Genomic DNA, 22,225 nt, shown 5'->3' on the forward strand with positions numbered 1-22,225 from the left:
ACGCCGCCGTAGGGTAAAACCTGACAAATAACCCGTTAGGCGCGATCCTGCGGGAATCAGCCTGGCGCAGTCACCCTGAGTCAGCCAACCTCCACCGCGTGTCGACACGCGGTGCTACCCGAACGGTGACGAATCGTGCCGCAACGCATGGGAAACGCCGGCCGGCATGATGGCGACAAACAGCGTCAAAGCATGGGCAGTCGGATTGCGGAGGCGGGCGTACTGTGGGCGCGCTCACCTGCTCTGCGAATATGGAGCACGACGGCAACGCAGCCGTGACCTCCGCGCACCCTCGCGGCAGGCGCGGTTGAGCGCCGGCGCTCCCGATCCGGGTTCGGCCAGACCCCGGATCACGCCGTGCGGCAACCCCCACCGGGGCTAGGCGCGGCCGCCAGGAACCGGTCCGGCAGCAGCCGGGCAGGCGCACGAGTTGCGCGGCCGGGTGACCCCCCGGTGCCGACGCAGACACGACAGGGAGACACCGATGGCAAAGGGCGACCCCGGGGGCACCACCCGCAGCAGGCGGGCTGCACCCCGCTCCAGGAAGGGCGCGGCCGGCGACCCCGCGCTGGTCCAGCTACTCACTCCCGAAGGCGAGCGGATCGACAGCGCCATCGGGCCCGACGGCACCGAGTACCGCGTCGACTTCACCGACGAGGAATACCGCGGTCTCTACCGCGACCTGGTGCTGGTCCGGAAGCTGGACGCCGAGGCGACCGCTCTCCAGCGTCAGGGCGAGCTGGGCCTGTGGGCCAGCCTGCTCGGCCAGGAAGCCGCCCAGGTCGGCTCCGGGCGGGCGCTGCGTACCCAGGACATGGCCTTCCCGACCTACCGGGAGCACGGCGTCCTCTACTGCCGGGGCATCGACCCGATCATGCCGCTCGGCCTGTTCCGTGGCGTCGACCAGGGCGGCTGGGACCCGAACGAGTTCAAGTTCAACATGTACACGATCGTCATCGGGGCGCAGACCCTGCACGCGACCGGCTACGCGATGGGGATCACCATCGACGGCAAGACCGGCACCGACGACGGCGAGGCGGCGATCGCCTACTTCGGCGACGGCGCCACCAGCCAGGGCGACGTGAACGAGGCGTTCGTCTGGGCGAGCGTGTTCAACGCGCCGCTGGTCTTCTTCTGCCAGAACAACCAGTACGCGATCTCCGAGCCGCTGGAGCGGCAGACCCGTGTCCCCCTCTACCAGCGGGCCGCCGGCTTCGGCTTCCCCGGCGTACGGGTCGACGGCAACGACGTCCTCGCCACGTACGCGGTCACCCGCACCGCGCTGGACAACGCCCGCCTCGGGCAGGGTCCCAGCCTGATCGAGGCGTACACCTACCGGATGGGCGCGCACACCACCTCCGACGACCCGACCCGCTACCGCATCGCCAGCGAGGTCGAGGCGTGGCAGGCCAAGGACCCGATCGCCCGGGTCAAGGCCTTCCTGGAGAAGCAGCAGATCGCCGACGCGGGCTTCTTCGCCGAGGTCGACGAGCAGGCTCGCCGCGAGTCGGTGCACCTGCGCGAGCGGGTGCTCGAAATGCCGAACCCGGAACCGGTGACGATGTTCGACCACGTCTACCCCAACGGGTCTCCGCTGCTCGACGAGCAGCGCGCGAAGTTCAGCCGCTACATGGAGTCGTTCGAGGGGAGCGCCCACTGATGGCCACGGAGACGCTCACCATCGGAAAGGCCCTCAACACCGGTCTGCGCCGCGCCCTGGAGAACGACCCCAAGGTCGTCATCATGGGCGAGGACGTCGGCAAGCTCGGCGGCGTCTTCCGGATCACCGACGGTCTTCAGAAGGACTTCGGCGACCAACGGGTGATCGACACCCCGTTGGCCGAGTCCGGCATCATCGGCACCGCTGTCGGTCTGGCCATCCGCGGCTACCGGCCGGTCTGCGAGATCCAGTTCGACGGCTTCGTCTACCCCGCGTACGACCAGATCGTGTCGCAGGTGGCGAAGATGCACTACCGCTCGGGCGGCAAGCTCAGCATCCCCATGGTGATCCGGATCCCGTTCGGCGGCGGCATCGGCGCGGTCGAGCACCACTCCGAGTCGCCGGAGGCCTACTTCGCGCACACCGCCGGCCTGAAGGTGGTGACCTGCTCCAACCCGCAGGACGCGTACGTGATGATCCAGCAGGCCATCGCCTCGGACGACCCGATCGTCTTCCTGGAGCCCAAGCGGCGCTACTGGGAGAAGGGCCAGGTCGACCTGGACGCGCCGCTGTCCGACGCGTACCCCCTGCACTCGGCCCGGGTCGTGCGGCCCGGCACCGACGTCACCGTGCTGGCCTACGGCCCGATGGTGCGGACGTGCCTGGAGGCGGCGACCGCCGCCGCCGAGGACGGCCGGGAGTTGGAGGTCATCGACCTGCGCTCGCTCTCGCCGCTGGACCTGACCGCGGCGTACGAGTCGGTGAAGCGCACCGGCCGGGTGGTCGTGGTGCACGAGGCGCCGTCCAACATCGGCCTCGGCGCCGAGTTGGCCGCCCGGATCACCGAGGAGTGCTTCTACTCCCTGGAGTCGCCCGTGCTGCGGGTGACCGGCTTCGACACCCCCTACCCGGCCGCCCGGGTGGAGGAGGAGTACCTGCCCGACCTCGATCGGGTGCTCGACGCCGTCGACCGCACCTTCGGCTGGTGAGCGACATGTCCCGGATCAAGACGTTCAACCTGCCCGACCTGGGCGAGGGGCTGACCGAGGGCGAGATCCTGGCCTGGCTGGTCAAGGTCGGCGACACCATCGAGCTGAACCAGCCGATCGTCGAGGTGGAGACGGCGAAGGCGGCCGTGGAGATCCCGGCGAAGTGGGCCGGCCAGGTCCAGGCGATCCACCACCCGGAGGGCACCACGGTCGAGGTCGGTACGCCGATCATCGCGATCGACACCGACCCGGGTGCCGGGCCGCTGGAGGCGCCGTCGACCACCGCCACGCCCAGTGGTGACCTGCCGACCCCGTCGGCGGCCTCGCTGGCGGCGGTGGAGGTGGCACCGGCCGAGGGCATGATCGAACCCGGTCTGATCGGCGGTGCGGCCCCGGGCGGGCGGACCGCTGTGCTGGTCGGCTACGGCCCCCGCACGACATCCGCGAAGCGCCGCCCCCGCAAGAACACCGTCCCCGCTGGGGCCGCGGCCCCCGCTGGGGCCGATCATGGAGTTGTGGTGGGTGACAAACCGGCCCCGACTCCCACGATTCCGGCACCACAAGTCCATGATCGACGCGGCGGGGCGAGCGGCGGGGCGGGCGGCGGGGCCGTGCTGGCCAAGCCGCCGGTGCGCAAGCTCGCCAAGGATCTCGGGGTCGACCTCGCCACGGTGACCGGGTCGGGGCCGCTCGGCTCGATCACCCGGGAGGACGTGCAGGCGGCGGCGAGCGGTGCGAGCGTCGTGGTCGCCGAGCCGATCGCGGCGACGGCGGCACCCAGCTTCGGCGCGGACCGGGAGCAGCGCATTCCGGTCAAGGGCGTCCGCAAGCTGACCGCCGAGAACATGTCCCGCTCGGCGTTCACCGCCCCGCACGTGACGGAGTTCCTGACCGTCGACGTGACCCGGGCGATGAAGGCGCTGGACCGGCTGCGCGGCCGGCGGGAGTGGCGCGACGTACGGGTCTCGCCGCTGCTGCTGGTGGCGAAGGCGGTGCTGCTGGCGGTGCAACGGCACCCGATGGTCAACTCGACCTGGGCGGGCGACGAGATCGTGGTCAAGGAGTACGTCAACCTCGGCATCGCGGCGGCCACCGAGCGCGGTCTGATCGTGCCCAACGTCAAGGACGCCGGCCGCCTCTCGCTGCGGGAGTTGGCGGATGCGCTCACCGACCTGGTGCAGACGGCGAAGTCCGGGCGCACCTCGCCCGCGGCCATGTCCGGCGGCACCCTGACCATCACCAACGTCGGTGTGTTCGGGGTGGATACCGGCACCCCGATCCTGCCGCCGGGTGAGTCCGCGATCCTGGCCTTCGGCGCGGTGCGGGAGATGCCCTGGGTGCACAAGGGCAAGGTCAAGGTTCGCCAGGTCACCACGCTGGGGCTGAGCTTCGACCACCGGATCGTCGACGGTGAGTTGGGCTCGAAGTTCCTGCGGGACGTCGGCGACTTCCTCACGGATCCGGAGGCGGCGCTGCTCGCCTGGACCTGATCGTTTCAGAACGCCAGCCACGGCCGGTGTGCCACGGGTTAACGCCCGGCACACCGGCCGTGTCCGTTGGGCGAAGGAACCATCGGCCAAGCAGCCTGTTGACCTTTGATTGTTAGGCAGGTGTCCCAGCTCACCTAATAATCGATGGAATTTCGCTGCCTTCTGCTGTTGAATAGATGCATCAGGGGCTGACAACCGAATAGCTAGGGGAACCCACCAATGAGCAGCATGATCGAGCGAATCCGCAACCACCGCGACGCGACCCGCCGCGCCCGTGCCATCGAGCACGCGCTGCGCTCGGCGAACTCGCCGGCGGTTCGCGAGGAAATCCTCGTCATCGCCCAGCGTCACATGAGCTGACGCTCCACTACATTCCTCACCTCCTCCAGATCGATGGCCCACCCGGCCCACCGGGTGGGCCATCGGCGTTTCCCAACCACCACCACCGGGATTCCGCCCTGCCGCAGCGCCCGGTACGGTGGGCTTCGGTCGTCGCCCGCCGACCCGGCAGAGGCCGAGCCGACAAGAACTGCTCGACATCAACCGGCCACGGTGAGTGACGACCAGTGCTCCTTGGACGGTTCGTGCCACCACCCGATACCGTGCGGGGAGCCGGCACAGCGGTACGCCGGTGACGCCGGCAGCCACGCCGAGGAGACCGATCGGCACCGGCGAGCCGACATGTGATGGAGGAGGCGCACCCATGACGTCCGAGGGCCCGCACCGACCCGGCCAGGAGCCGGACGAGGTGTCACCGGGTGCCGGCGGACCGGCGCCGTACGGCGACCGCCCGGCGCAGCCGGACAACGGCAACAACGCCGCCGGCCCCGACCTGGGCTGGGCACCCCCGCCCCCGGCGCGACCGAACCCGTCGGCACCGGCATGGGCGACCCAGCCCGAGCAGCCGCCGGCCCCCGCCTGGGGTGCCGCCGCCGCGCAGCCCAACGACCCGGCGCAGCCCGCCTGGGCCGCCGGTGGTGGCGCGAGCGAGCCGCCGCAGCAGCAGCCCGGCGCATGGTCCGGCAACGACGGCGCGCCGACCCCGGCGCAGCCCGAACCCTGGGCCGCGCAGCAGCAGGGTTGGACGCCCGCCGAGCAGAGCCCACCCGCACCGGCCTGGACCCCGAACGCCCCCGCTGAGCAGCCGGACTGGGTGCAGGCCCAGCCGGCCGCACGGGGCGCCGCGCAGGTTCCCCCGGCCACCGCCGCCTGGCCCGCCCAGGAAGACCCGGCCAGCGGCTGGGGCGGCGGGGCGCAGGCCAACCCGCCCGCAGCCGACTGGCGGGCTACCGAATCTCCGCAGTCCGACGCACCGCAGGCCGCCGGCTGGTCCGGCGGCGCCCAGCAGGACCAGGCCACCGGCAACGGCGGCTGGCCCGCCGCTGGCGCCGCCCGCGACGACCAGCCGGTGTGGACGCCGGCGGAGCAGTCGCCACCGGCCTGGGGCCAGCCCGCCGAAGCGACCGAGCAGCCCGCCCCCGGCTGGGCTCAGGCCGCCCAGCCGAGCCCGGCCCGTGGCGCCGCCCAGGTCCCGGCCCCGACGACGAACTGGCCCCCGCAGGACGATCCGGCCAACTCCGGCGGGTGGGCCGCGCAGCAGCAGCAGCAGCAGGCACAGCCCGCATCGTGGAACGACGGCAACGACGCGCGGCAGGACCAGCCCGCGCAGCCGGCCGCCTGGGCTGAGGCCGAGGGCCGTCCACAGCAGCCCGACTGGGTGCTCGCCCAGCCAGACCAACCGACCGAGCGGCCGGAGCAGGCCGGGTGGCCCCAGGCTGAGCCGAGCAACCTCCCCGCCCGTGCCAGCGCCAGCGTGCCCACCAGCGGCGGCGCGCCCAACTGGGCCGCCGGCCCGGACAATGCCGCGAAGGGCAACTCCGGCGGCGTGCCGGAGGCCGAGCCGTGGGCCCCCGGTGAGGTGTGGGGTCGCGCGGAGGCCGAGGCTTCCGCCCAGTCCCGTGGAGGCTGGGAGGCGGACCGCGGCGACGAGGCACCGGCCTACCAGCCCGGGCCCGCGCCGGGCATCTCGCCGGCGAACGCGGTGCCGCTGCCCCCGCAGGAGCAGCGCGTCCCGGGCGCCAGCCTGGCTGCCGTCCCGCCGTCCGACTACGCGCCCCAGGCCCAGTTCGCTCCGATCCCCGAGCAGCCCGCCTACGCCGAGCGGGAGACCCCGGACGCCGCCGGGCAGTACGGTGGCCGCCCCGAGGACGTCTCCGGGAGCGGCGCGGTGGTGCCCGCCCCGCGCACCTCGCCCGAGTCCGGAGCGGGCCGCGCGGTCGTACCGGTGTCCGACGCCGAGTCGGCGGCCCGCGCCACGGCGAGCGCCTCGGTGCCGCTCGCCAGCCGGGTGATGCCCCCGACCGACCAGGCCATCCGACCGACCGGCACGGCCAACCCGCAACCCCGGGTGTACGGCCGTCCGGCCCGACCGGAGCCCGAGGCCGAGCCGGAGCCGGAGGCGTTCCAGGGCGACCCGGGAACGGACCGTCAGGGTGCTCCGGAGTGGCAGAACGACGCGCCACGACAGGCCACGCCCGACTGGCAGCACGAGGAGCAGCGGCAGATCGCTCCTGACTGGCAGAACGACGCCCAGCGGCAGCAGCCCGCACCCGACTGGCAGAACGACGCCCAGCGGCAGGCTGGGCCCGGCTGGGGCGGCGAGCCCCCGGCCGATCCGCGCTTCGACGACCGGCAGGCCGCGCCGAACGCGTTCAACGAGGCACCGCCGGCGTTCCCGCCCGGTGTGCCGTCCTTCGTCGACGCCCCCGGCAACAACAGGCCGGTGAACGGCACCCGCCCGCACTCGGGTAACGAGCCGCCGGCGGACCAGTTCGGCGGCCCCGGGGCACCTGCCGCCGGCACCGCGAACGCAACGGCGACCTTCGGTGCGCCGAACTTCGGTGGCCCGGGCTCCGGCACACCGGGCTTCGGCGGGCCGGCGAACGAACCGGTGCCGGGCGGCGGTTTCCCGCCGTCGTTCCCGCCACCGCCCGCGTCGTCGTGGGGCCAGGAGGCCGGCCAGGCGGACCAGGGTCGGTTCGACGCGTTCAAGCCGGACGCGGTCGACGAGCCGAAGGTGGAGCCACCGACGCCGAAGGTACGCAACGGCCGGGTGCTGGCCGCGGTGCTGATCGCCGCGATGCTCATCCTGGCGGTGCCACTCGGCCTGCTGCTGCTGCTCGGCAAGGTTGGCGGGGACGACGCGCCGGCCTTCGACCCGGCGGTCGGCACCTGCGTGAAGCAGTCCGGGCAGGCCGGCGCCTCGGCGGCGGACTGCGGCGAGGCGGGCGCGTTCACGATCGTCTCGAAGGTGGACGCCAAGGAGAAGTGCACCGACACGACGCAGCCCCACGTGGTGTTGCCGGGTGAGGGCGCCAACCGGGTGCTCTGCCTGAAGCCGGCCACGAAGTAGCCGCACCGACGGCGGGGTCACGGGCAACCGTGACCCCGCCGTCGTCGTACCCGCAGGTGGTCCGAATCTCGCCCCCTCCGGCCGGGCACGGGCCGGTGGTCAGGCACGATGGGTGCATGAGCGCACGAGTACGGGCCCCCGAACTGCGCGGTCGGGGCTGGCTGAACACCGGTGGACGCGACCTCAAGCTCGCCGACCTTCGCGGCAAGATCGTGATCGCGGATTTTTGGACGTTCTGCTGCATCAACTGCCTGCACGTGCTCGATGAGCTGCGCCCGCTGGAGGAGAAGTACGGCGACGTGCTCGTCGTCATCGGCGTGCACTCGCCGAAGTTCGAGCACGAGAAGGACGCCGACGCGCTCGCCGCCGCAGTGGAGCGCTACGGGGTGCACCACCCCGTCCTCGACGATCCCGAGATGGACATGTGGCAGCAGTACGCGGCCCGGGCCTGGCCGACCCTGTCGGTGATCGACCCGGAGGGTTACGTGGTGGCCACCATGGCCGGCGAGGGGCACGCCGAGGGGCTGGCCCGACTGATCGACGAGTTGGTCACCACCCACGAGGCCAAGGGCACCCTGCACCGGGGAGACGGCCCGTACGTCCCGCCGCCGGCACCGGAGACGGCGCTGCGCTTCCCGGGTAAGGCGGTGCTGCTGCCCAACGGCAACCTGCTGGTCTCGGACTCGGCCCGACACTCCCTGGTCGAGGTCGACCCGGACGGCGAGACGCCGGTGCGTCGGATCGGCTCGGGCGAGCGCGGCCGGGCGGACGGCCCGGCCGAGGCGGCGACGTTCTCCGAGCCGCAGGGCGTGTGCGTGCTGCCCACGCACGTCGCCGAGGTGGCCGGCTACGACCTGGTGGTGGCCGACACCGTCAACCACCTGCTGCGCGGCGTCCGGCTGGAGTCCGGCGAGGTGGTCACCGTGGCCGGCAGCGGGCGGCAGTGGCGCGCCGAGGTCGACGACCACGCCCACGACGCGTTCGCCGTCGACCTGTCGTCGCCGTGGGACCTGGCCTGGTACGACGACAAGCTGATCATCGCGATGGCCGGTATCCACCAGCTCTGGTGGTTCGACCCGATCAAGCGGACCGCCGGCATGTACGCCGGCACCACAGTGGAGGCGCTGCGCGACGGTCCACTGGCCGAGGCGTGGATGGCCCAGCCGTCGGGGCTCTCCACCTCCGCCGACGGCACCCGGCTCTGGGTGGCCGACAGCGAGACCAGCTCGATCCGGTACGTCGAGAACGGTGTGCTGGGCACCGCCGTCGGGCAGGGCCTGTTCGACTTCGGGCACGTGGACGGTCCGGCGGAGTCGGCGCTGCTCCAGCACCCGCTGGGCGTGTGCGCGCTGCCGGACGGCTCGGTGCTGATCGCGGACACGTACAACGGTGCTGTGCGCCGCTTCGACCCGGCCAGCAACCAGGTCTCCACCGTCGCGGACGGGTTGGCGGAGCCCAGCGACCTGGTGCTCACCCCGTCCGGTGAGGTGCTGGTGGTGGAGTCCGCCGCACACCGGTTGACCCGACTCGCCCCCGGTGCCCTGTCGGCGGCGGGTGCCAGCACGGTGGACGGGCCACGGCACCGCACCGAGCGCAAGCCGACCGACGTCGCCGCCGGCGAGGTCACCCTGGACATCGTCTTCACCCCGGCGCCGGGGCAGAAGCTGGACGAGACGTACGGCCCGTCGACCCGGCTGGTGGTCTCCGCGTCCCCGCCGGAGTTGCTGGTGGACGGGGCCGGCACGGGTACCGAGCTGTCCCGCCGGCTGGTGCTCAACGGCGAGGTCACCGCGGGGGTGCTCCAGGTGACCGCGCAGGCGGCGACCTGTGACGCGGACGTCGAGCACGCGGCGTGCCACCTGACCCGGCAGGACTGGGGCGTACCGGTCCGGGTGGTCGACGGCGCCGTGACCCGGCTGCCGCTGGTGCTACGCGGCCTGGACGCCTGAGGCGATTCGGAGGGGCCCGGTCGGGCCCCTCCGGTCAGGCGAACGGGGCCAGTGTGATGTCGGCGTCGATCAGGGTGGCGCGGACGAGTTCGGCGGCGGAGACCGCTCCCGGGGTGTCGCCGTGCACGCAGATCGAGTCGATCGAGCAGGGGATGACCGTGCCGTCGACCGCCACCACGCTACGTTCGGTGGCCATCCGCGCCGCCCGTTCGGCGATCTGCTCGGGGTCGGTGATCACCGCGCCGGGGGTGCCGCGCGGCACCAGCGCCCCGTTGGGCAGGTACGCGCGGTCGGCGAACGCCTCGGCAACCACCGGTAGGCCGGCGCCCACGGCGAGCTGGGCGAGCGTCGAGCCGGGTAGGCAGAGTACGGGCAGCTCCGGGTCGTACCCGCTGACGGCGGCGACCACCGCCGCCGCCTGGGACTCGTCGGTGCTGGCCGCGTGGTAGAGCGCGCCGTGCGGCTTCAGGTAGCGGACCCGGGTGCGGAACAGCCGGCAGAACGCGTCAAGCGCCCCCAACTGGTAGGTCACCTCGTCGCGTAGCTCGGCGAAGTCGTACGCGATGTGCCGCCGGCCGAAGCCGGCCAGGTCCCGGTAGCCGACCTGCGCCCCCACCGCGACCCCGCGTCGCGCGGCGCCCTCGCAGACCCGCCGCATGGTGGACGGGTCGCCGCCGTGGAAGCCGCAGGCGACGTTGGCGGAGGTGACGAGACTCAGCAGCGCCTCGTCGTCACCGAGTCGCCAGATGCCGAATCCCTCGCCCAGGTCAGCGTTGAGGTCCATGGAATCTGACGGTAGTACCTGGCCGGGCCTGCGCGAGCGGGGTCACGTCGGTGACCACTCCGATGACGGGGTATCCACCGGTGGTCGGATGGTCGGCGAGGAAGATCAGGGGTTGTCCGTCCGCCGGCACCTGCACCGCGCCGAGCACGAGGCCCTCGCTGGGGAGTTCGCCGGCCACCGCGCGGGGCAGCGCCGCGCCGGCGAGCCGCGCACCGACCCGGTTGCTCACCGGGCTGACGGTGTACGCGCTGCCGAAGAGCCGGTCGAACGCGGTCGGCGTGAACCACTCCTCGCGAGGACCGGGAGCCAGCGTCAGGTGCAGTTCCTCAGGCGGCGGGTGGCACACGGTCGAATCCACCGGTGCCGGGTCGCCGACCGGATCACCGAGCGGCAGCAGGTCACCGTCGGTCAGCCGGGGCGGGCCGAGCCCGGAGAGGGTGTCGGTGGCCCGGCTACCGAGCACCGGGGACACGTCGATGCCGCCCGCCACCGCCAACCAACTCCGTACGCCCCGCCGGGCGGGACCGATCCGCAGCACCGTCCCGGCCGGCACACTGAGCGGGCGTCCTGTGTCACCGGGCCGGGCGCCCGCCTGGACGGGAACCTCGGTGCCGGTGACCGCCACGGTGGCGGCCCGGGTCAACCGCAGGGTGCAGCCGGTCAGGGTGATCTCCAGGCCGGCCGCGTGCTCCGGATTGCCGACCAGCCGGTTGGCCAACCGCAGAGCACCCGGGTCGAGGGCGCCGGACCGGGGTACGCCCAGGTGCGCCCAGCCGGGCCGGCCCAGGTCCTGCACCGTGGTGAGCGCACCGGCGTGGATCACCTCGATGGCGGCCGAGCGGGTCACGCCGCCACCATCCGTACCGTGGTGCCCGGACCGAGTCGGGCCGGCGGGTCGGCGGTCACGTCGAACAGCACCACGTCGGTCCGACCGACCAGCAACCAGCCGCCCGGGGAAGCGCTCGGGTAGATACCGGCGTACGGGCCCGCCAACGCGACCGAGCCGGCCGGCACCCGGGGACGGGGGGTGGCCAGCCGGGGCAGCGCCAACTCGGCGGGCAGCCCGGTCAGGTAGGGAAATCCGGGGGCGAATCCGCAGAAGGCGACCCGGAACCGGGTGCTGGTCAACCGGTGCCGCACTGCCGGCACGTCCACGCCCCAGTGTTCCGCCACCGCCGCCAGGTCCGGCCCGTCGAAGGTGACCGGCACGAACACGTCCGCCGCGTCGTCTTCGGTCGTGGTGTCGCGGAGTTCCGCTGCGCGTTGCGCGTCGTTGTCCGCTCCGGCGCCGGGTTCGATGTCGGCGTGCGCATCGTCGCCGTCGTCGTCGGCGGCGGCGGCGACTTGGGGATTGGCCCTGGGATCGGCTTGGTGTGGGCGGGTGATCGCGGCGGTGACGGCGGTCGCCCAACGGGTCAGCTGCTCGGTCGTGGTGGTCGGGTCGGGCAGGCCGTCGAGGAGCACGGTCCGGGCCGCCGGCACGATCTCCACGGCGATGAGGTCGCCCCGCTCCCGACGCCGCCACAGCTCGGCCCGCCACGCTTCGACAAGGGCGGCCTCCGGGATGTCGGCCACGGCTTCGGGGGTGTCGGCGGGGAGGGTGCAGTCGAGTAGCAGGGCGTGCGCCCCGACGGGTCGGATCCGCATCCGCTCATCCTCGCCGATGTCGTGCCGATGCGGTGTTCACGTTGACGGTGCCGGGTGTCACCAACGCCACTACTTACAAGTAACCTACGGTGCCGTAACCTGACTGGGTGACCACCTCCGCCCCGCTTCGCCTGAAGCCGGTCGACATCGGTAAGCCCCGGATGCGCGGCTGGCTGCACACGTACGCCTTCTTCGTCGCCCTGGTCTGCGGCATCGTGCTCTGCTCGATCGCCGCCACCCGGCCGGGGTGGGCACCCCTGGTGAGCTGCCTCATCTACAGCCTGACGGTCTGCGGGCTCTTCGGCACGAGCGCGCTGTACCACCGTCGAGTGTGGTCGGAGCGCGGCTACCAGGTGATGCGCCGGATGGACCACTCGATGATCTTCGTGTTCATCGCCGGCACGTACACACCGCTCTGCGCGATGCTGCTCGCGCCCCGGCCAGCCACCGTGATGCTGGCCCTGGTCTGGGGTGGCGCGCTGGCCGGCGTTGCGGTCAAGGTGGTCTGGCCGCACGCGCCACGCTGGGTGTCCGCGCCGCTCTACCTGGCGCTGGGCTGGGTGGCGGTGGCCATGCTCCCGGAGATCCTGCACGGGGGCGGCGTCGCGGCACTGGTGCTGCTGATCGTCGGCGGGGCGATCTACAGCGTCGGCGCGGTCTTCTACGCGTTGCGCCGACCCAATCCATGGCCGACCGTCTTCGGCCACCACGAGTTCTTCCACGCCTGCACCCTGCTGGCGGCGCTGTGTCACCACATCGCGATCTACTTCGCGCTGTTCGCCTGACCGAACCGCCGAGACTCAGGGCACGACCCGAACGGCCGAAGCGCTGGCGCGGCCCGAATGATCGTGCTCGATCCAGGATGTAGTGGCCTCGCTCGCATCCGAAAGCCCTACTTCCTGGATCGAGCGCGATTTTCGCCCGATCACCACCTCTGGGATCAGGCCCGCACCTCAAGATCCGCACATCTTCGGGGAAGCTGCTGCCTCGACACGCCTTCAGACAGCAACTTCCCCGAAAGTGTGCGGATCTTGGCAGGGGGCGAGGGGGCGCTGGCGGTCGCCGGGCGCACACCCGAGCCGAGGCGCGCACACATGAGCCGGGGCCCCGCGACGCTGCGGGACCCCGGAGTGTGTGGGCGAGGATCAGACGGGTCGGCCCGGCCGACGCACCTCGCGGTACTCCTGCACGACCTGGTTGTCCTGGACCGGCACGACCCGGTCGGCCACCACGCGCTCCTCGCGGACCGGCGCGGCCACCACCGGGCGGCGGCGGCTGTTCCAGAAGTAGAGGGTGGCGAGCAGGCCGGCGACGCCGGCCAGCATCAGCACCCAGCCGACCACCGCCAGGTCCAACCAACCCAGGTCGGCCTCCACTGCGAACGCGAAGATCGCGCCTAACGCGATCAAGAAGATGCTGCCACCAATGCCCATGTCTCGCTCCTCGGCTCTAACCTGGCGTACGTCGCGCCGCGGCCGTCGGTAGGGGTGCGGCATCCATCGACTTACCCAGGCACGGAGATCGCCAATCGGGCAAGCTGGGGGCATGACGGACGCCGACCCCGACACACGGACACTCGTGTTGCTGCGACATGCGAAGGCCGAGCAGGGCAACGACGCGGCGGACGACGCGGAGCGGCCGCTGAGCGCACGCGGGAACGCCGACGCGGCTGCGGCTGGGGCCTGGTTGGCGCGCCAGGGGCTGCTGCCCGACGTGGTGATCTGCTCGACGGCCCGACGCACCCGCCAGACCTGGCACGGGGTGGCGATGGGCATGACCGGTTCACCGCCGGAGGGTGGTCCGACCGGTCCTCGCCCGACCGTCCGTTATGAGCCGGGTGCGTACGACGCGCACCCCGAGGAGTTGTTGTCGCTGGTCCGCACTGTGGACCCGGCCGCCCGCACGGCGTTGCTCATTGCCCACAATCCGGGCATCTCGCTGCTCTCCGCGTTCCTCGATCCCGAGGGGGCGAACGACGAGGGCCTGCGCACCGCCGAGCTGGCGGTGCACCGCTGCCCGCTCGGCTGGGCGGAGTTGGGCAGGGCGGGAGCGCCGCTGACGGCTCGGCACACCGCACGCGACTGAGCCACCCGCCGATCCGACGGGTGGCTCAGTGGTACGCGCCCACCGGTCGCCGTGCGTCAGGCACGCCGGGCGCTTCGGAAGCAGGTCGGGCGTTGTGCCGGGATCAGGACGGCGGCGCGGTTGGTGGTGGCGGGTCCGGCGGTGGCGGCATCATCGCCGTCGGATGAGACAACCGGTTCTCCTCCACGATGAGGGTTCGAGCCCGCTTGCGCCGGTCCTGCCAGAACCAGACCGTGGTCAGCAGTACGGCCAGACCGGCCAGGATGAACACCCAGCCGACCGCGCGTACGTCGATCCACCAGACGTTGGCTCTCAGCGCGAAGGTCAGGATCGCGCCGATCGCGATGAGAAAAATGCCGCTTCCTACACCCATGTGCGCTGCACTCCCCCGTGCGGTGGCTCTGGGCGTTCCCTTTCGAGGTCACGCGACGGTTACCCGCCACGGCGGCGGCATACCCGACCGGGCGCGGTCAATACGTGCCCACCGTCAGGACGGAACGGCGCCGGCCGACGGGGCGACATGCCCCGCCGGCCGTCGGTGCCGGGTGGTGCGACCCGGCACAGGACCCAGGTCCTGCTTCATGAGGCAGGCCTCAGAAGGCCTCCTCCGGGAGGTCCATGATGTCGAGGTCGGCACCCTCGATGATCCGCCGGTCGGCGCCGATGCGGGGCAGCACCTCACGGGCGAAGAAGCGGGCAGCTGCCACCTTGCCGGTGTAGAACGCCTTGTCGCTGGCGGAGACCTCGCCGGCGAGCGCCTTCAGCGCCACGTCGGCCTGCCGCTGGAGCAGCCAGCCGACCACCAGGTCGCCGATGGCGAGCAGGAAACGCCGGCTGCTCAGCCCGACCTTGTAGAGCGCGCGGGTGTCGCCGCCCTGCGCCTCGCCCAGCCAGCCGGTCAGCACACCGAGGATGTTCTGGATCTCGCCGAGGGCCTTGCCGAGCGCCTGCCGCTCCTCCTTGAGCTGGCCGTTGCCCGCCTCGGAGGTGATGAACTCCTGGATCTCGCCGGAGACCGCGAGCAGCGCCTTGCCGTTGTCCCGAACGATCTTGCGGAAGATCAGGTCGAGGCTCTGGATGGCGGTGGTGCCCTCGTACAGGGTGTCGATCTTGGCGTCGCGGACGTACTGCTCCAGCGGGTAGTCCTGGAGGAACCCGGAGCCGCCGAAGGTCTGCAGGGACTCGTGCCCGAGCATCTCGTACGCCCGCTCCGAACCGACGCCCTTGACCAGCGGCAGCAGCAGGTCGTTGACCCGCTTGGCCAGCTTGGTGGCCGACTCGTCGCCGGCAGCCTCGGCCAACGCGACCTTGTCCTGCCAGGTGGCGGTGTAGAGGACCAGAGCCCGAAGACCTTCGGCGTACGACTTCTGCAGCAGCAGCGAGCGGCGCACGTCCGGGTGGTGGGTGATGGTGACCCGGGGGGCGGTCTTGTCCGCCTGCTGGATCAGGTCGGCGCCCTGCACCCGGTTCTTCGCGTACTCGAGGGCGTTGAGGTAACCGGTGGAGAGGGTGGCGATGGCCTTGGTGCCGACCATCATCCGGGCGTACTCGATGATCATGAACATCTGCCGGATGCCGTCGTGCTTGTCGCCCAGCAGCCAACCCTTCGCCGGTACGCCGTGCTCGCCGAAGGTCACCTCGCAGGTGTTGGAGACCTTCAGACCCATCTTGTGCTCGACGTTGGTGGCGTAGACGCCGTTGCGCTCGCCCAGCTCGCCGGTGGTCTCGTCGAAGTGGAACTTCGGCACCACGAAGAGCGACAGGCCCTTGGTGCCGGGACCACCGACACCCTCCACGCCGACCGGACGCGCCAGCACGTAGTGCACGATGTTGTCGCTCAGGTCGTGCTCACCCGAGGTGATGAAGCGCTTCACACCCTCGATGTGCCACGTGCCGTCGGGCTGCTCGATCGCTCGGGTGCGCCCCGCGCCCACGTCCGAGCCGGCATCCGGCTCGGTGAGCACCATCGTGGAGCCCCACTGCTTGTCGATGAAGAGCTTGGCCCACTTCTTCTGCCGCTCGTTGCCCTCGACGTGCAGCACGTGCGCGAAGGACGGGCCGGAGGCGTACATCCAGACCGGCGCGTTCGAGCCGAGCACCAGCTCGGCGAGCGCCCACCAGAGGGCCCGCGGCGCGTTGGTGCCGCCCAGCGCGGGCGGCAGGTCCAGGCGCCAGAACTCGGATTCCATGAATGCCTGGTAGGACTTCTTGAACGACTCCGGCAGCGGCGCGGTGTGCGCCGCCGGGTCGAAGACCGGCGGATTGCGGTCACTGTCCGTGTAGCTGGCGGCCAGATCCTCGCGGGCGAGGCGGTCCACCTCAGCGAGGAAGCTGCGGGCGGTGTCGGTGTCGAGATCCGAGTACGGCTCCTGGCCGAACGCCCGGTCCGCCCCGAAGACCTCGAACAGGTTGAACTCGAGATCCCGGAGGTTGCTCTTGTAGTGGGTCATGCTCACTGGCCCCGCTTCCGGACAGGTGTTACCGATCAGTAACCCCGACTGTATTACTCGCGGGTAGGCAGCGACAAGCGGATCACCCAAGTGACGGCGATTACACACCTGCGGCCGCAGCCGGCCGGCTCAGCTCTCGGCGGCGCCGACCTCCCAGCTCGGGACGGCGACGGTCGCGCCGGCACGGGCACCCACGTACTCCATCAGAACCAGCGCGATGTCGTCGTCGAGCCGACCGTGCACCCACTCGACCAGGGCGGTCTCCAGCGATGCCAGCCCGTCGGCGACGGTCCCATGGCCGAGCAGTCGCCAGGCCCGGTCGGCGGTGGGGAAGAACTCGCCGTCCCGCCGCGCCTCGCCGAGACCGTCGGTGAACAGCAGCAGCCGGTCCCCGGGCTCCAGGCGTTCGACCCGGGGACGGACCACCGGCATGAACCCGAGCGGAGGCGCCGGGGCCGGCGGTTCCAGCGGGATCACCGCACCTCGGCGTAGCAGCAGGGGTGGCGGATGGCCGCAGTTGACGATCGTGAGGGTGCCACCACGCTCCTCGACCAGTGCCGCCGTGACGAAGTCCTCGTCGCCGACGTTGCGGGCCACCGCGCGGTCCAGGTCGGCGACGACGGCCCGCAGGTCGGCCCGCTCGTACGCCACGTGCCGGTAGGAGCCGAGGACGATGCTGGCCAGCCGGACCGCGTCCAGACCCTTGCCCCGCACGTCGCCGATGATCATGCGGACGCCGTAGGGCGTGTCGATCGCCTCGTACAGGTCGCCGCCGATCTCGGCCGTCGCGGTGGAGGAGATGTAGCGTCCCGCGACCGAGAGCGTGCCGACCTGCGGCCCGAGCGGGCGCAACACCGCCTGCTGGGCCACCGCGGCGAGCCTGGTCAGCTCGACGATCCGCTCGGCCTGCCGCTGGCGAACCCAGGCCACCGCCACGGCCATTCCGGTGACGAGAGCGACCGCGACAACGTTGACCGAGGTGGCCAACGAAACCTTCGGCGCGACCAGCGCGAAGCCGGCGCCGATCAGCGTCGCCGCGACGCCCACCCCCAGGACGACCAGCCAGGACGCCAGGGCGGCGGCGAGAACCGGCGCGGCCGCCAGGAGCGCGACGTAGTGCACCTTACGGCCGTCCGCCGCCTCCACCGCCGAGACGATCGCGAGCAGAATGAGGGCCGCGCCGAGGCCGGCGCGGGATCCGGGGCTCAGCGGGCGATGGCCCGACTGGAGGAGTCGCGTGGGTACGAGGGACAGTTTGCCTGATCCACGTGAACCGGTGAATGAACCTGACCCGTCGTCTGAGGAGGTTCTGTCCGGCCGGCCCAGTCGGCCGGCCGAATCGGCGTCGCCGCTCCCGCTCAGCCGAGGACCTCGTAGCGGACGGTGAGCGCGCCCACGTCGACCGAGGCGATGCTGGCGAAGGCGGCCCGGGAGAGGTCCAGGCAGCGGCCGTCGATGAACGGGCCACGGTCGTTGATCCGTACCGTCACCGACTTGCCGTTGGCCGGGTTGGTCACCCGGACCTTGGTGTTGAACGGCAGCGTCTTGTGCGCGGCGGTCAGCGCGTCGGGGTTGAACGACTCGCCGTTGGCGGTGAGCTGCCCGTCGGAGTAGAACGAGGCGCCACACGAACCGCTCTCCAGCACCTTCGCCGCGGCCGTGGTCTTCTTGACGGTCGGCTTCGGCTTCGGCTTCGGCGACGTGGTGCGTTCCCTGCCCCGGGAGGCGGCCTGCTGCGACCGGGTCGCGGACGGGCTGGCAGTCACGCTGGGCGAGGCGCTGACGCTCGGGGTGGCGGCCGGGGAGCTGGGGGTGAGGCTGCTCGCGGCGGTGGTCGGGGTGAGGTCGAGAGCCACCTGCCCGGACTGGTCGGGGCCGGAGACCAGCTGCACGGCACCTACCGTGCCGCCGACGGCGAGGGCGACGCCGACCGCCGCGGTGGCCACGATGCCCGCCGGGGAGGAGAAGATGCGGGTACGGGAGTGCTTGCCTGCCACCGGCCCGGTCCTTTCGTCGTCTGAACAAACCGGATCGGACCGTAACGAGAGAAGCACTTCCGAAGTCAACGTGATCATGGTGGTATGCCCGTATTTGCACAGGTACGTGTAGCCGATCATCCGACCCGGGGTGGGCCGGCTGGCCCGGGTGCCGCCACGCTCGCCGCCCGTGCCGCAGGATGAGCGGATGCCCGCCGATCTGACCGAACGCCTGGCCGCCCTTTTCCACTGGATCGACCCCGGCCCGGGCACCAGTCACCTGGTCAGCGACATCTCCGGTTGGTGGCGGGACCCAGCGGTGCTGGCCGAGCTGGGACCGGCCCTGGTGGCGCCGTACCGGGCCGCTCGGCCAACGGTGGTGCTCGCGCCGGCCGTCACCGGGCTGCTGCTCGGGCCGTTGGCCGCCACCGCCCTCGGGGTCGGCTTCGTGGCCGCCCACAAGCCCGGTGACGGACGACTGCCGGCCGGGCCGCTCACCTGGGCACAGAGCCCACCGGACTACCGGGGCCGACGGGTGGACCTCGCCGTGCGGGACCGGCACCTCGGCCCCGACGACCGGGTGCTGGTGGTGGACGACTGGGTGCGTACCGGCGCGCAGCTGCGCGCCCTCTACGACATCTGCGCGGCCCGGGGCGCCGAGGTGCTGGGCACCGCCGTGGTGGCCGTGGACTGCCCGCCCGAGGTCGCGGCCGAGCTACGGATCACCGGCCTGATCGACGCCGCGGATCTGCCGGGTTGACCTCAAGCAAGGTTGAAGAACGACGATCGGTCGATGAGCGAGGGAACACTGGACGAGGCGTACGAACGACTGCACCGCACCGGCCCGGAGTTCGAGGGCTGGCTGTCCAACCACGGACCGATGGCCGTCGAGGCGCTGGTCCGGCACGGGCACCAGCAACAGGTGCACCGCTGGCTCGACGCTTACCTCGGCCGACTCGATGAGCTGCCCCGGGGGCTGTACCCGATCGACGACTGGCGGGACGCGCTCGGCGACCCGAAGCGGGCCGGTGACTGGCTGGCGTACTTCGACCGGCAACTGCGCGAACACCCGTGGCGCGACGTGCTCGGCACCTGGTGGCCCCGGCTGCTGCCGGGCATCGCCGCCGGTGCCACGCACGGGGTGATCCGGGTCGGGCACGCCGTACGCGCGCTCGAAACGGACGAGGAGAGCCCACGGCGGCTCACCGAGCTGGGCCAGGCCCTCGGCTACTGGGCGGCCCGCTGGCAGTCGATCCCCGGCGCCGATCAGCTCTTCGCCGAGAACCCGAATCGGCCGGACACCGACCGGGTCGACGTGGAAGCCGCGCTGGCCGCAGTGCCCCGGATCGAGGACCAGACCGGAGGGGTCCGGGACCGGCTGGGACGGCTGCCGGCCGTACCCCGGTGGGAGCCGGCGCTCGCGGCGCTGCGCCCCGCGCGGAGCCCGGCCGAGGCGCAGCGGAGGCTCACCGACCTGGTGCACCGGGCCGGCCTGGACTACCTGCGTTTCGGGCACACCGAGCCGGTCATGCTGGTGCACGCGGTCACCGCGCCGACCGCCGTGCTGCGTACCCTGCCGGCACTTGACCCGGCTCTGTGGGCGCCGAGCTTCGCCGCGGCCTGGGCCTCGACGGCGGCCATGACCTCCGTGTACGCCCCGGCCGTCGGCATCGCGCCACCGACCGTCACCCCCGCGACGCCGGCGGAGGTCTTCGCCCGCGCGGCCCGCCACGGCGACGAGCACGTGGTCAAGCTCGCCGACGCGATCCTCGACGCGTACGCGATCAGTGCCGACGAACGGGTCCTCACCGCACCCGGCTACGCCGGCCAACTGATCTGAGCGGAGCCACGGGTATTGCGGCGGCGGCCGGGGTCGCGCTGGCCTAGCCTCGGCAGGATGTGGCCTCGGATCGGTGAACTACGCGCCCTCGCCCTCGGCACCCCCGGCGAGTTGCGGGAAACCCTCAACACCCTGGTGCTGGCCGGCGTGAAGACCGCGACGGCCGGCCGGCTCGCCGAGTACGCGGAGGAAGGCGAGGAGTTGGAGCACGTCGGCGAACGCCTGGCCCTGGTCGACGACGACAACGCCCTGGCCGGCGTCGTGGAGATCACCGGAGTCGAGGTGGTCCGCTTCGCCGACGTGCCCTGGGACTTCGCCCACGCCGAGGGCGAGGGTGACCGCTCGATCGAGGAGTGGCGGGCCGGGCACTCGACCTACTGGGCCCGGCTCGGCACGCCGGTCGACGCCGACACCCCGATCGTCTGCCTGCGCTTCCGCCTGGTCTCCGGCGGCGAGGGCGGTGTGACCAGCGGCGACCTCGGCACCTGACCAGGCGGCTTCCAGCCAGGTCGGTGCGTCGGCTTCCCAGCGGGCCGACGTACCGACCCGGCGGGCTCAGTCGCGCAGTTGTGGCAGCAGCCGCGTCGCCACGTCCACCAGGACGGCCTCGTCACCGGCGTACCAACTGCTGTCGCGTGGCCAGTGCGTCACCACGTCGGTGAAGCCCAGCTCGGCGGCGCGGCCGACCTGATCGGCGAAGAACTGTGCGCTGCTGAGCGAGAAGACCGGCGCGGCGTCCAGTGAGAGGTAGCGGTCCAGGCTGGCCGGGTCACGGCCGGCCTCGTCCAGGGTCCGGTCCATCCGCGCGGACAGCGCCGACACACTGGCCCACCAACCCGCCAGGTCGTTGTCGTCACCGGTGCCGGTGGTCACCCAACCCTGCCCAAAGCGGGCCACCAACCGCATCGACCGTGGCCCGTTGGCGGCCACCACGAACGGCACCCGCGGCTGCTGCACGCAGCCGGGGTTGTTGCGGGCATCCACAGCGGCGAACCAGTCCCCCCGCCAGGTGGTGCCGTCCTCGGTCAGGATCAGGTCCAACAACTCGGTGAACTCGGCGAACCGGTCGACCCGCTGACGAGGCGGCAGCGTCTCACCACCCAGCACCGCCGAGTCGAAGCCGATGCCACCCGCTCCCAGACCGAGCAGCAGACGGCCGGCGGAGACGTCGTCCACAGTGGTGATCTGCCGGGCGAACGCGGCCGGGTGCCGGAAGTTCGGCGACGCCACGAGAGTGCCCAGTCGAATCCGCGAGGTCACCGTGGCAGCGGCGGTCAGCGTGGCCATCGAGTCGAACCACGGGCCGTCGACCAGGTCCCGCCAACCCAGGTGGTCGTACGTCCAGGCGTGGTCGAAGCCCCACTCGTCGACCTGCCGCCAGCGACGCTGCGACTCCGCCCACCGCTGGTCGGGCAGGATCACGATGCCAATCCGCATGATCGCCACCCTAGTCGGGCCGGCAACGCGCGTCCTGGGTCCACCGTCGCGGCCAGCCCGTACCCTCCGGGGATGCCCGCCGAAGCAACTGCCGCCCGAGTAACCCCGGCTCGCCGGCTCCGCATGATCCGTACGGTGGCGTTGGTGGTCGGGGTGGTCGTTCCGTCCCTCATCCTTCGCGAGTTGGTCGAGGCCCGGTTCGGCCGCGGGCCGCTGGCCGACCTCAGCGCGCTCGCGGTGCCGATGGCGGCAACCGCCTGGCTCGCGCCGTACGCCTCCTATCGGCGGCGCGACGCCCTGCTCTGGCTGGTCGGCTCGGGCCTCTACGTCTTCGCTGTGATCGCCTGGCGGGTGGCCCTCGCGCCCTACCGGGACTGGAGCCCTCGCCCGGAGGAAAGGGCCCGGATGCGCTGGTCACGCGACCCGGAACACGCCGGGATGTGGCACCTGACCGAGCCCGAGAGTGGCACAGGTCACACTCCTTCGCGGTAGGGACACCGCGTTCG

The 22,225-nt window shown here is 72.0% G+C and carries 21 protein-coding genes; 12 read left to right on the forward strand and 9 right to left on the reverse strand.

Annotation, left to right across the window (positions count from 1 at the left end):
* The first annotated feature begins 484 nt into the window (after nucleotides 1–484).
* The 6 genes from pdhA (at nucleotide 485) to ACZ6NZ_RS03810 (ending at nucleotide 9,500) form a co-directional block, all read left to right on the forward strand.
* Nucleotides 485–1,660 carry a pyruvate dehydrogenase (acetyl-transferring) E1 component subunit alpha gene (gene pdhA / locus ACZ6NZ_RS03785; RefSeq protein ID WP_366609880.1) on the forward strand — a complete coding sequence of 392 codons (1,176 nt, stop codon included), beginning with the start codon at nucleotides 485–487 and terminating at the stop codon, nucleotides 1,658–1,660.
* Nucleotides 1,660–2,649, forward strand: coding sequence for an alpha-ketoacid dehydrogenase subunit beta (locus ACZ6NZ_RS03790; protein WP_366609882.1), 990 nt, complete (start codon nucleotides 1,660–1,662; stop codon nucleotides 2,647–2,649). The genes pdhA and ACZ6NZ_RS03790 overlap by 1 nt, the downstream gene beginning before the upstream one ends.
* Nucleotides 2,646–4,139: a dihydrolipoamide acetyltransferase family protein gene (locus tag ACZ6NZ_RS03795; RefSeq protein ID WP_465855446.1), complete on the forward strand. Its 1,494-nt coding sequence runs from the start codon at nucleotides 2,646–2,648 to the stop codon at nucleotides 4,137–4,139. Before ACZ6NZ_RS03790 ends, ACZ6NZ_RS03795 begins: the two co-directional genes overlap by 4 nt.
* Nucleotides 4,140–4,358: 219 nt before the next feature.
* Nucleotides 4,359–4,499, forward strand: a complete 141-nt coding sequence (locus ACZ6NZ_RS03800; protein ID WP_355004647.1) for a hypothetical protein — start codon at nucleotides 4,359–4,361, stop codon at nucleotides 4,497–4,499.
* A gap of 343 nt (nucleotides 4,500–4,842) precedes the next feature.
* A complete protein-coding gene (locus tag ACZ6NZ_RS03805) occupies nucleotides 4,843–7,551 on the forward strand; it encodes an LppU/SCO3897 family protein (RefSeq protein ID WP_465855448.1) in 2,709 nt (902 codons plus the stop codon).
* A gap of 116 nt (nucleotides 7,552–7,667) precedes the next feature.
* A complete protein-coding gene (locus ACZ6NZ_RS03810) occupies nucleotides 7,668–9,500 on the forward strand; it encodes an NHL domain-containing thioredoxin family protein (protein WP_465855450.1) in 1,833 nt (610 codons plus the stop codon).
* A 34-nt stretch (nucleotides 9,501–9,534) separates the two neighbouring features.
* Here the strand turns inward: ACZ6NZ_RS03810 and ACZ6NZ_RS03815 are convergent, their stop codons facing one another.
* The 3 genes from ACZ6NZ_RS03815 to ACZ6NZ_RS03825 are packed head-to-tail and all read right to left on the reverse strand — an operon-like array spanning nucleotide 9,535 to nucleotide 11,931.
* Nucleotides 9,535–10,284 (reverse strand): LamB/YcsF family protein, encoded by a 750-nt coding sequence (locus ACZ6NZ_RS03815; protein ID WP_465855452.1) that lies wholly within the window; start codon nucleotides 10,282–10,284, stop codon nucleotides 9,535–9,537.
* Nucleotides 10,268–11,230, reverse strand: a complete 963-nt coding sequence (locus tag ACZ6NZ_RS03820; RefSeq protein ID WP_465855931.1) for a 5-oxoprolinase subunit C family protein — start codon at nucleotides 11,228–11,230, stop codon at nucleotides 10,268–10,270. The genes ACZ6NZ_RS03815 and ACZ6NZ_RS03820 overlap by 17 nt, the downstream gene beginning before the upstream one ends.
* Complete coding sequence (locus ACZ6NZ_RS03825) at nucleotides 11,128–11,931, reverse strand: 5-oxoprolinase subunit B family protein (protein WP_465855454.1); 804 nt, start codon at nucleotides 11,929–11,931, stop codon at nucleotides 11,128–11,130. Before ACZ6NZ_RS03825 ends, ACZ6NZ_RS03820 begins: the two co-directional genes overlap by 103 nt.
* Before the next feature lie 107 nt (nucleotides 11,932–12,038).
* Between ACZ6NZ_RS03825 and trhA the strand changes: the two genes are divergently transcribed.
* Nucleotides 12,039–12,716 carry a PAQR family membrane homeostasis protein TrhA gene (trhA, locus tag ACZ6NZ_RS03830; RefSeq protein ID WP_355004642.1) on the forward strand — a complete coding sequence of 226 codons (678 nt, stop codon included), beginning with the start codon at nucleotides 12,039–12,041 and terminating at the stop codon, nucleotides 12,714–12,716.
* A gap of 360 nt (nucleotides 12,717–13,076) precedes the next feature.
* On the opposite strand, the gene ACZ6NZ_RS03835 is transcribed toward trhA, so the two are convergent.
* Nucleotides 13,077–13,364, reverse strand: a complete 288-nt coding sequence (locus tag ACZ6NZ_RS03835; protein ID WP_350854835.1) for a DUF6458 family protein — start codon at nucleotides 13,362–13,364, stop codon at nucleotides 13,077–13,079.
* A 112-nt stretch (nucleotides 13,365–13,476) separates the two neighbouring features.
* Here ACZ6NZ_RS03835 and ACZ6NZ_RS03840 point away from each other — a divergent pair, with 112 nt between their 5' ends.
* A complete protein-coding gene (locus ACZ6NZ_RS03840) occupies nucleotides 13,477–14,016 on the forward strand; it encodes a SixA phosphatase family protein (RefSeq protein ID WP_465855457.1) in 540 nt (179 codons plus the stop codon).
* Nucleotides 14,017–14,119: 103 nt separating this feature from the next.
* Here the strand turns inward: ACZ6NZ_RS03840 and ACZ6NZ_RS03845 are convergent, their stop codons facing one another.
* The 4 genes from ACZ6NZ_RS03845 to ACZ6NZ_RS03860 all read right to left on the reverse strand — a co-directional run bounded on the left by ACZ6NZ_RS03845 (nucleotide 14,120) and on the right by ACZ6NZ_RS03860 (nucleotide 18,463).
* Nucleotides 14,120–14,389, reverse strand: a complete 270-nt coding sequence (locus ACZ6NZ_RS03845; RefSeq protein WP_030487564.1) for a DUF6458 family protein — start codon at nucleotides 14,387–14,389, stop codon at nucleotides 14,120–14,122.
* 220 nt (nucleotides 14,390–14,609) lie between these two features.
* Nucleotides 14,610–16,466, reverse strand: coding sequence for an acyl-CoA dehydrogenase (locus ACZ6NZ_RS03850; protein WP_465855933.1), 1,857 nt, complete (start codon nucleotides 16,464–16,466; stop codon nucleotides 14,610–14,612).
* A 129-nt stretch (nucleotides 16,467–16,595) separates the two neighbouring features.
* Nucleotides 16,596–17,720: a PP2C family protein-serine/threonine phosphatase gene (locus tag ACZ6NZ_RS03855; protein WP_366610263.1), complete on the reverse strand. Its 1,125-nt coding sequence runs from the start codon at nucleotides 17,718–17,720 to the stop codon at nucleotides 16,596–16,598.
* Between the two features lie 104 nt (nucleotides 17,721–17,824).
* A complete protein-coding gene (locus ACZ6NZ_RS03860) occupies nucleotides 17,825–18,463 on the reverse strand; it encodes a septal ring lytic transglycosylase RlpA family protein (protein ID WP_357228011.1) in 639 nt (212 codons plus the stop codon).
* Nucleotides 18,464–18,650: 187 nt separating this feature from the next.
* Here ACZ6NZ_RS03860 and ACZ6NZ_RS03865 point away from each other — a divergent pair, with 187 nt between their 5' ends.
* From ACZ6NZ_RS03865 to ACZ6NZ_RS03875, 3 genes are read left to right on the forward strand one after another with little or no spacing between them, the layout of a single operon-like run.
* The gene (locus ACZ6NZ_RS03865) at nucleotides 18,651–19,202 is read left to right on the forward strand and encodes a phosphoribosyltransferase family protein (protein WP_465855459.1); all 552 of its coding nucleotides are present in this window, start codon (nucleotides 18,651–18,653) and stop codon (nucleotides 19,200–19,202) included.
* 33 nt (nucleotides 19,203–19,235) lie between these two features.
* Nucleotides 19,236–20,282, forward strand: a complete 1,047-nt coding sequence (locus ACZ6NZ_RS03870) for a questin oxidase family protein (protein ID WP_465855461.1) — start codon at nucleotides 19,236–19,238, stop codon at nucleotides 20,280–20,282.
* Between the two features lie 57 nt (nucleotides 20,283–20,339).
* Nucleotides 20,340–20,771: an ASCH domain-containing protein gene (locus ACZ6NZ_RS03875; protein WP_465855463.1), complete on the forward strand. Its 432-nt coding sequence runs from the start codon at nucleotides 20,340–20,342 to the stop codon at nucleotides 20,769–20,771.
* Between the two features lie 66 nt (nucleotides 20,772–20,837).
* On the opposite strand, the gene ACZ6NZ_RS03880 is transcribed toward ACZ6NZ_RS03875, so the two are convergent.
* Nucleotides 20,838–21,719: an LLM class flavin-dependent oxidoreductase gene (locus tag ACZ6NZ_RS03880; RefSeq protein WP_465855465.1), complete on the reverse strand. Its 882-nt coding sequence runs from the start codon at nucleotides 21,717–21,719 to the stop codon at nucleotides 20,838–20,840.
* Between the two features lie 72 nt (nucleotides 21,720–21,791).
* Between ACZ6NZ_RS03880 and ACZ6NZ_RS03885 the strand changes: the two genes are divergently transcribed.
* Nucleotides 21,792–22,211, forward strand: a complete 420-nt coding sequence (locus tag ACZ6NZ_RS03885) for a hypothetical protein (RefSeq protein ID WP_465855467.1) — start codon at nucleotides 21,792–21,794, stop codon at nucleotides 22,209–22,211.
* Nucleotides 22,212–22,225 lie beyond the last annotated feature (14 nt).

The sequence above is a fragment of the Micromonospora sp. NPDC047756 genome (genome assembly GCF_055587245.1).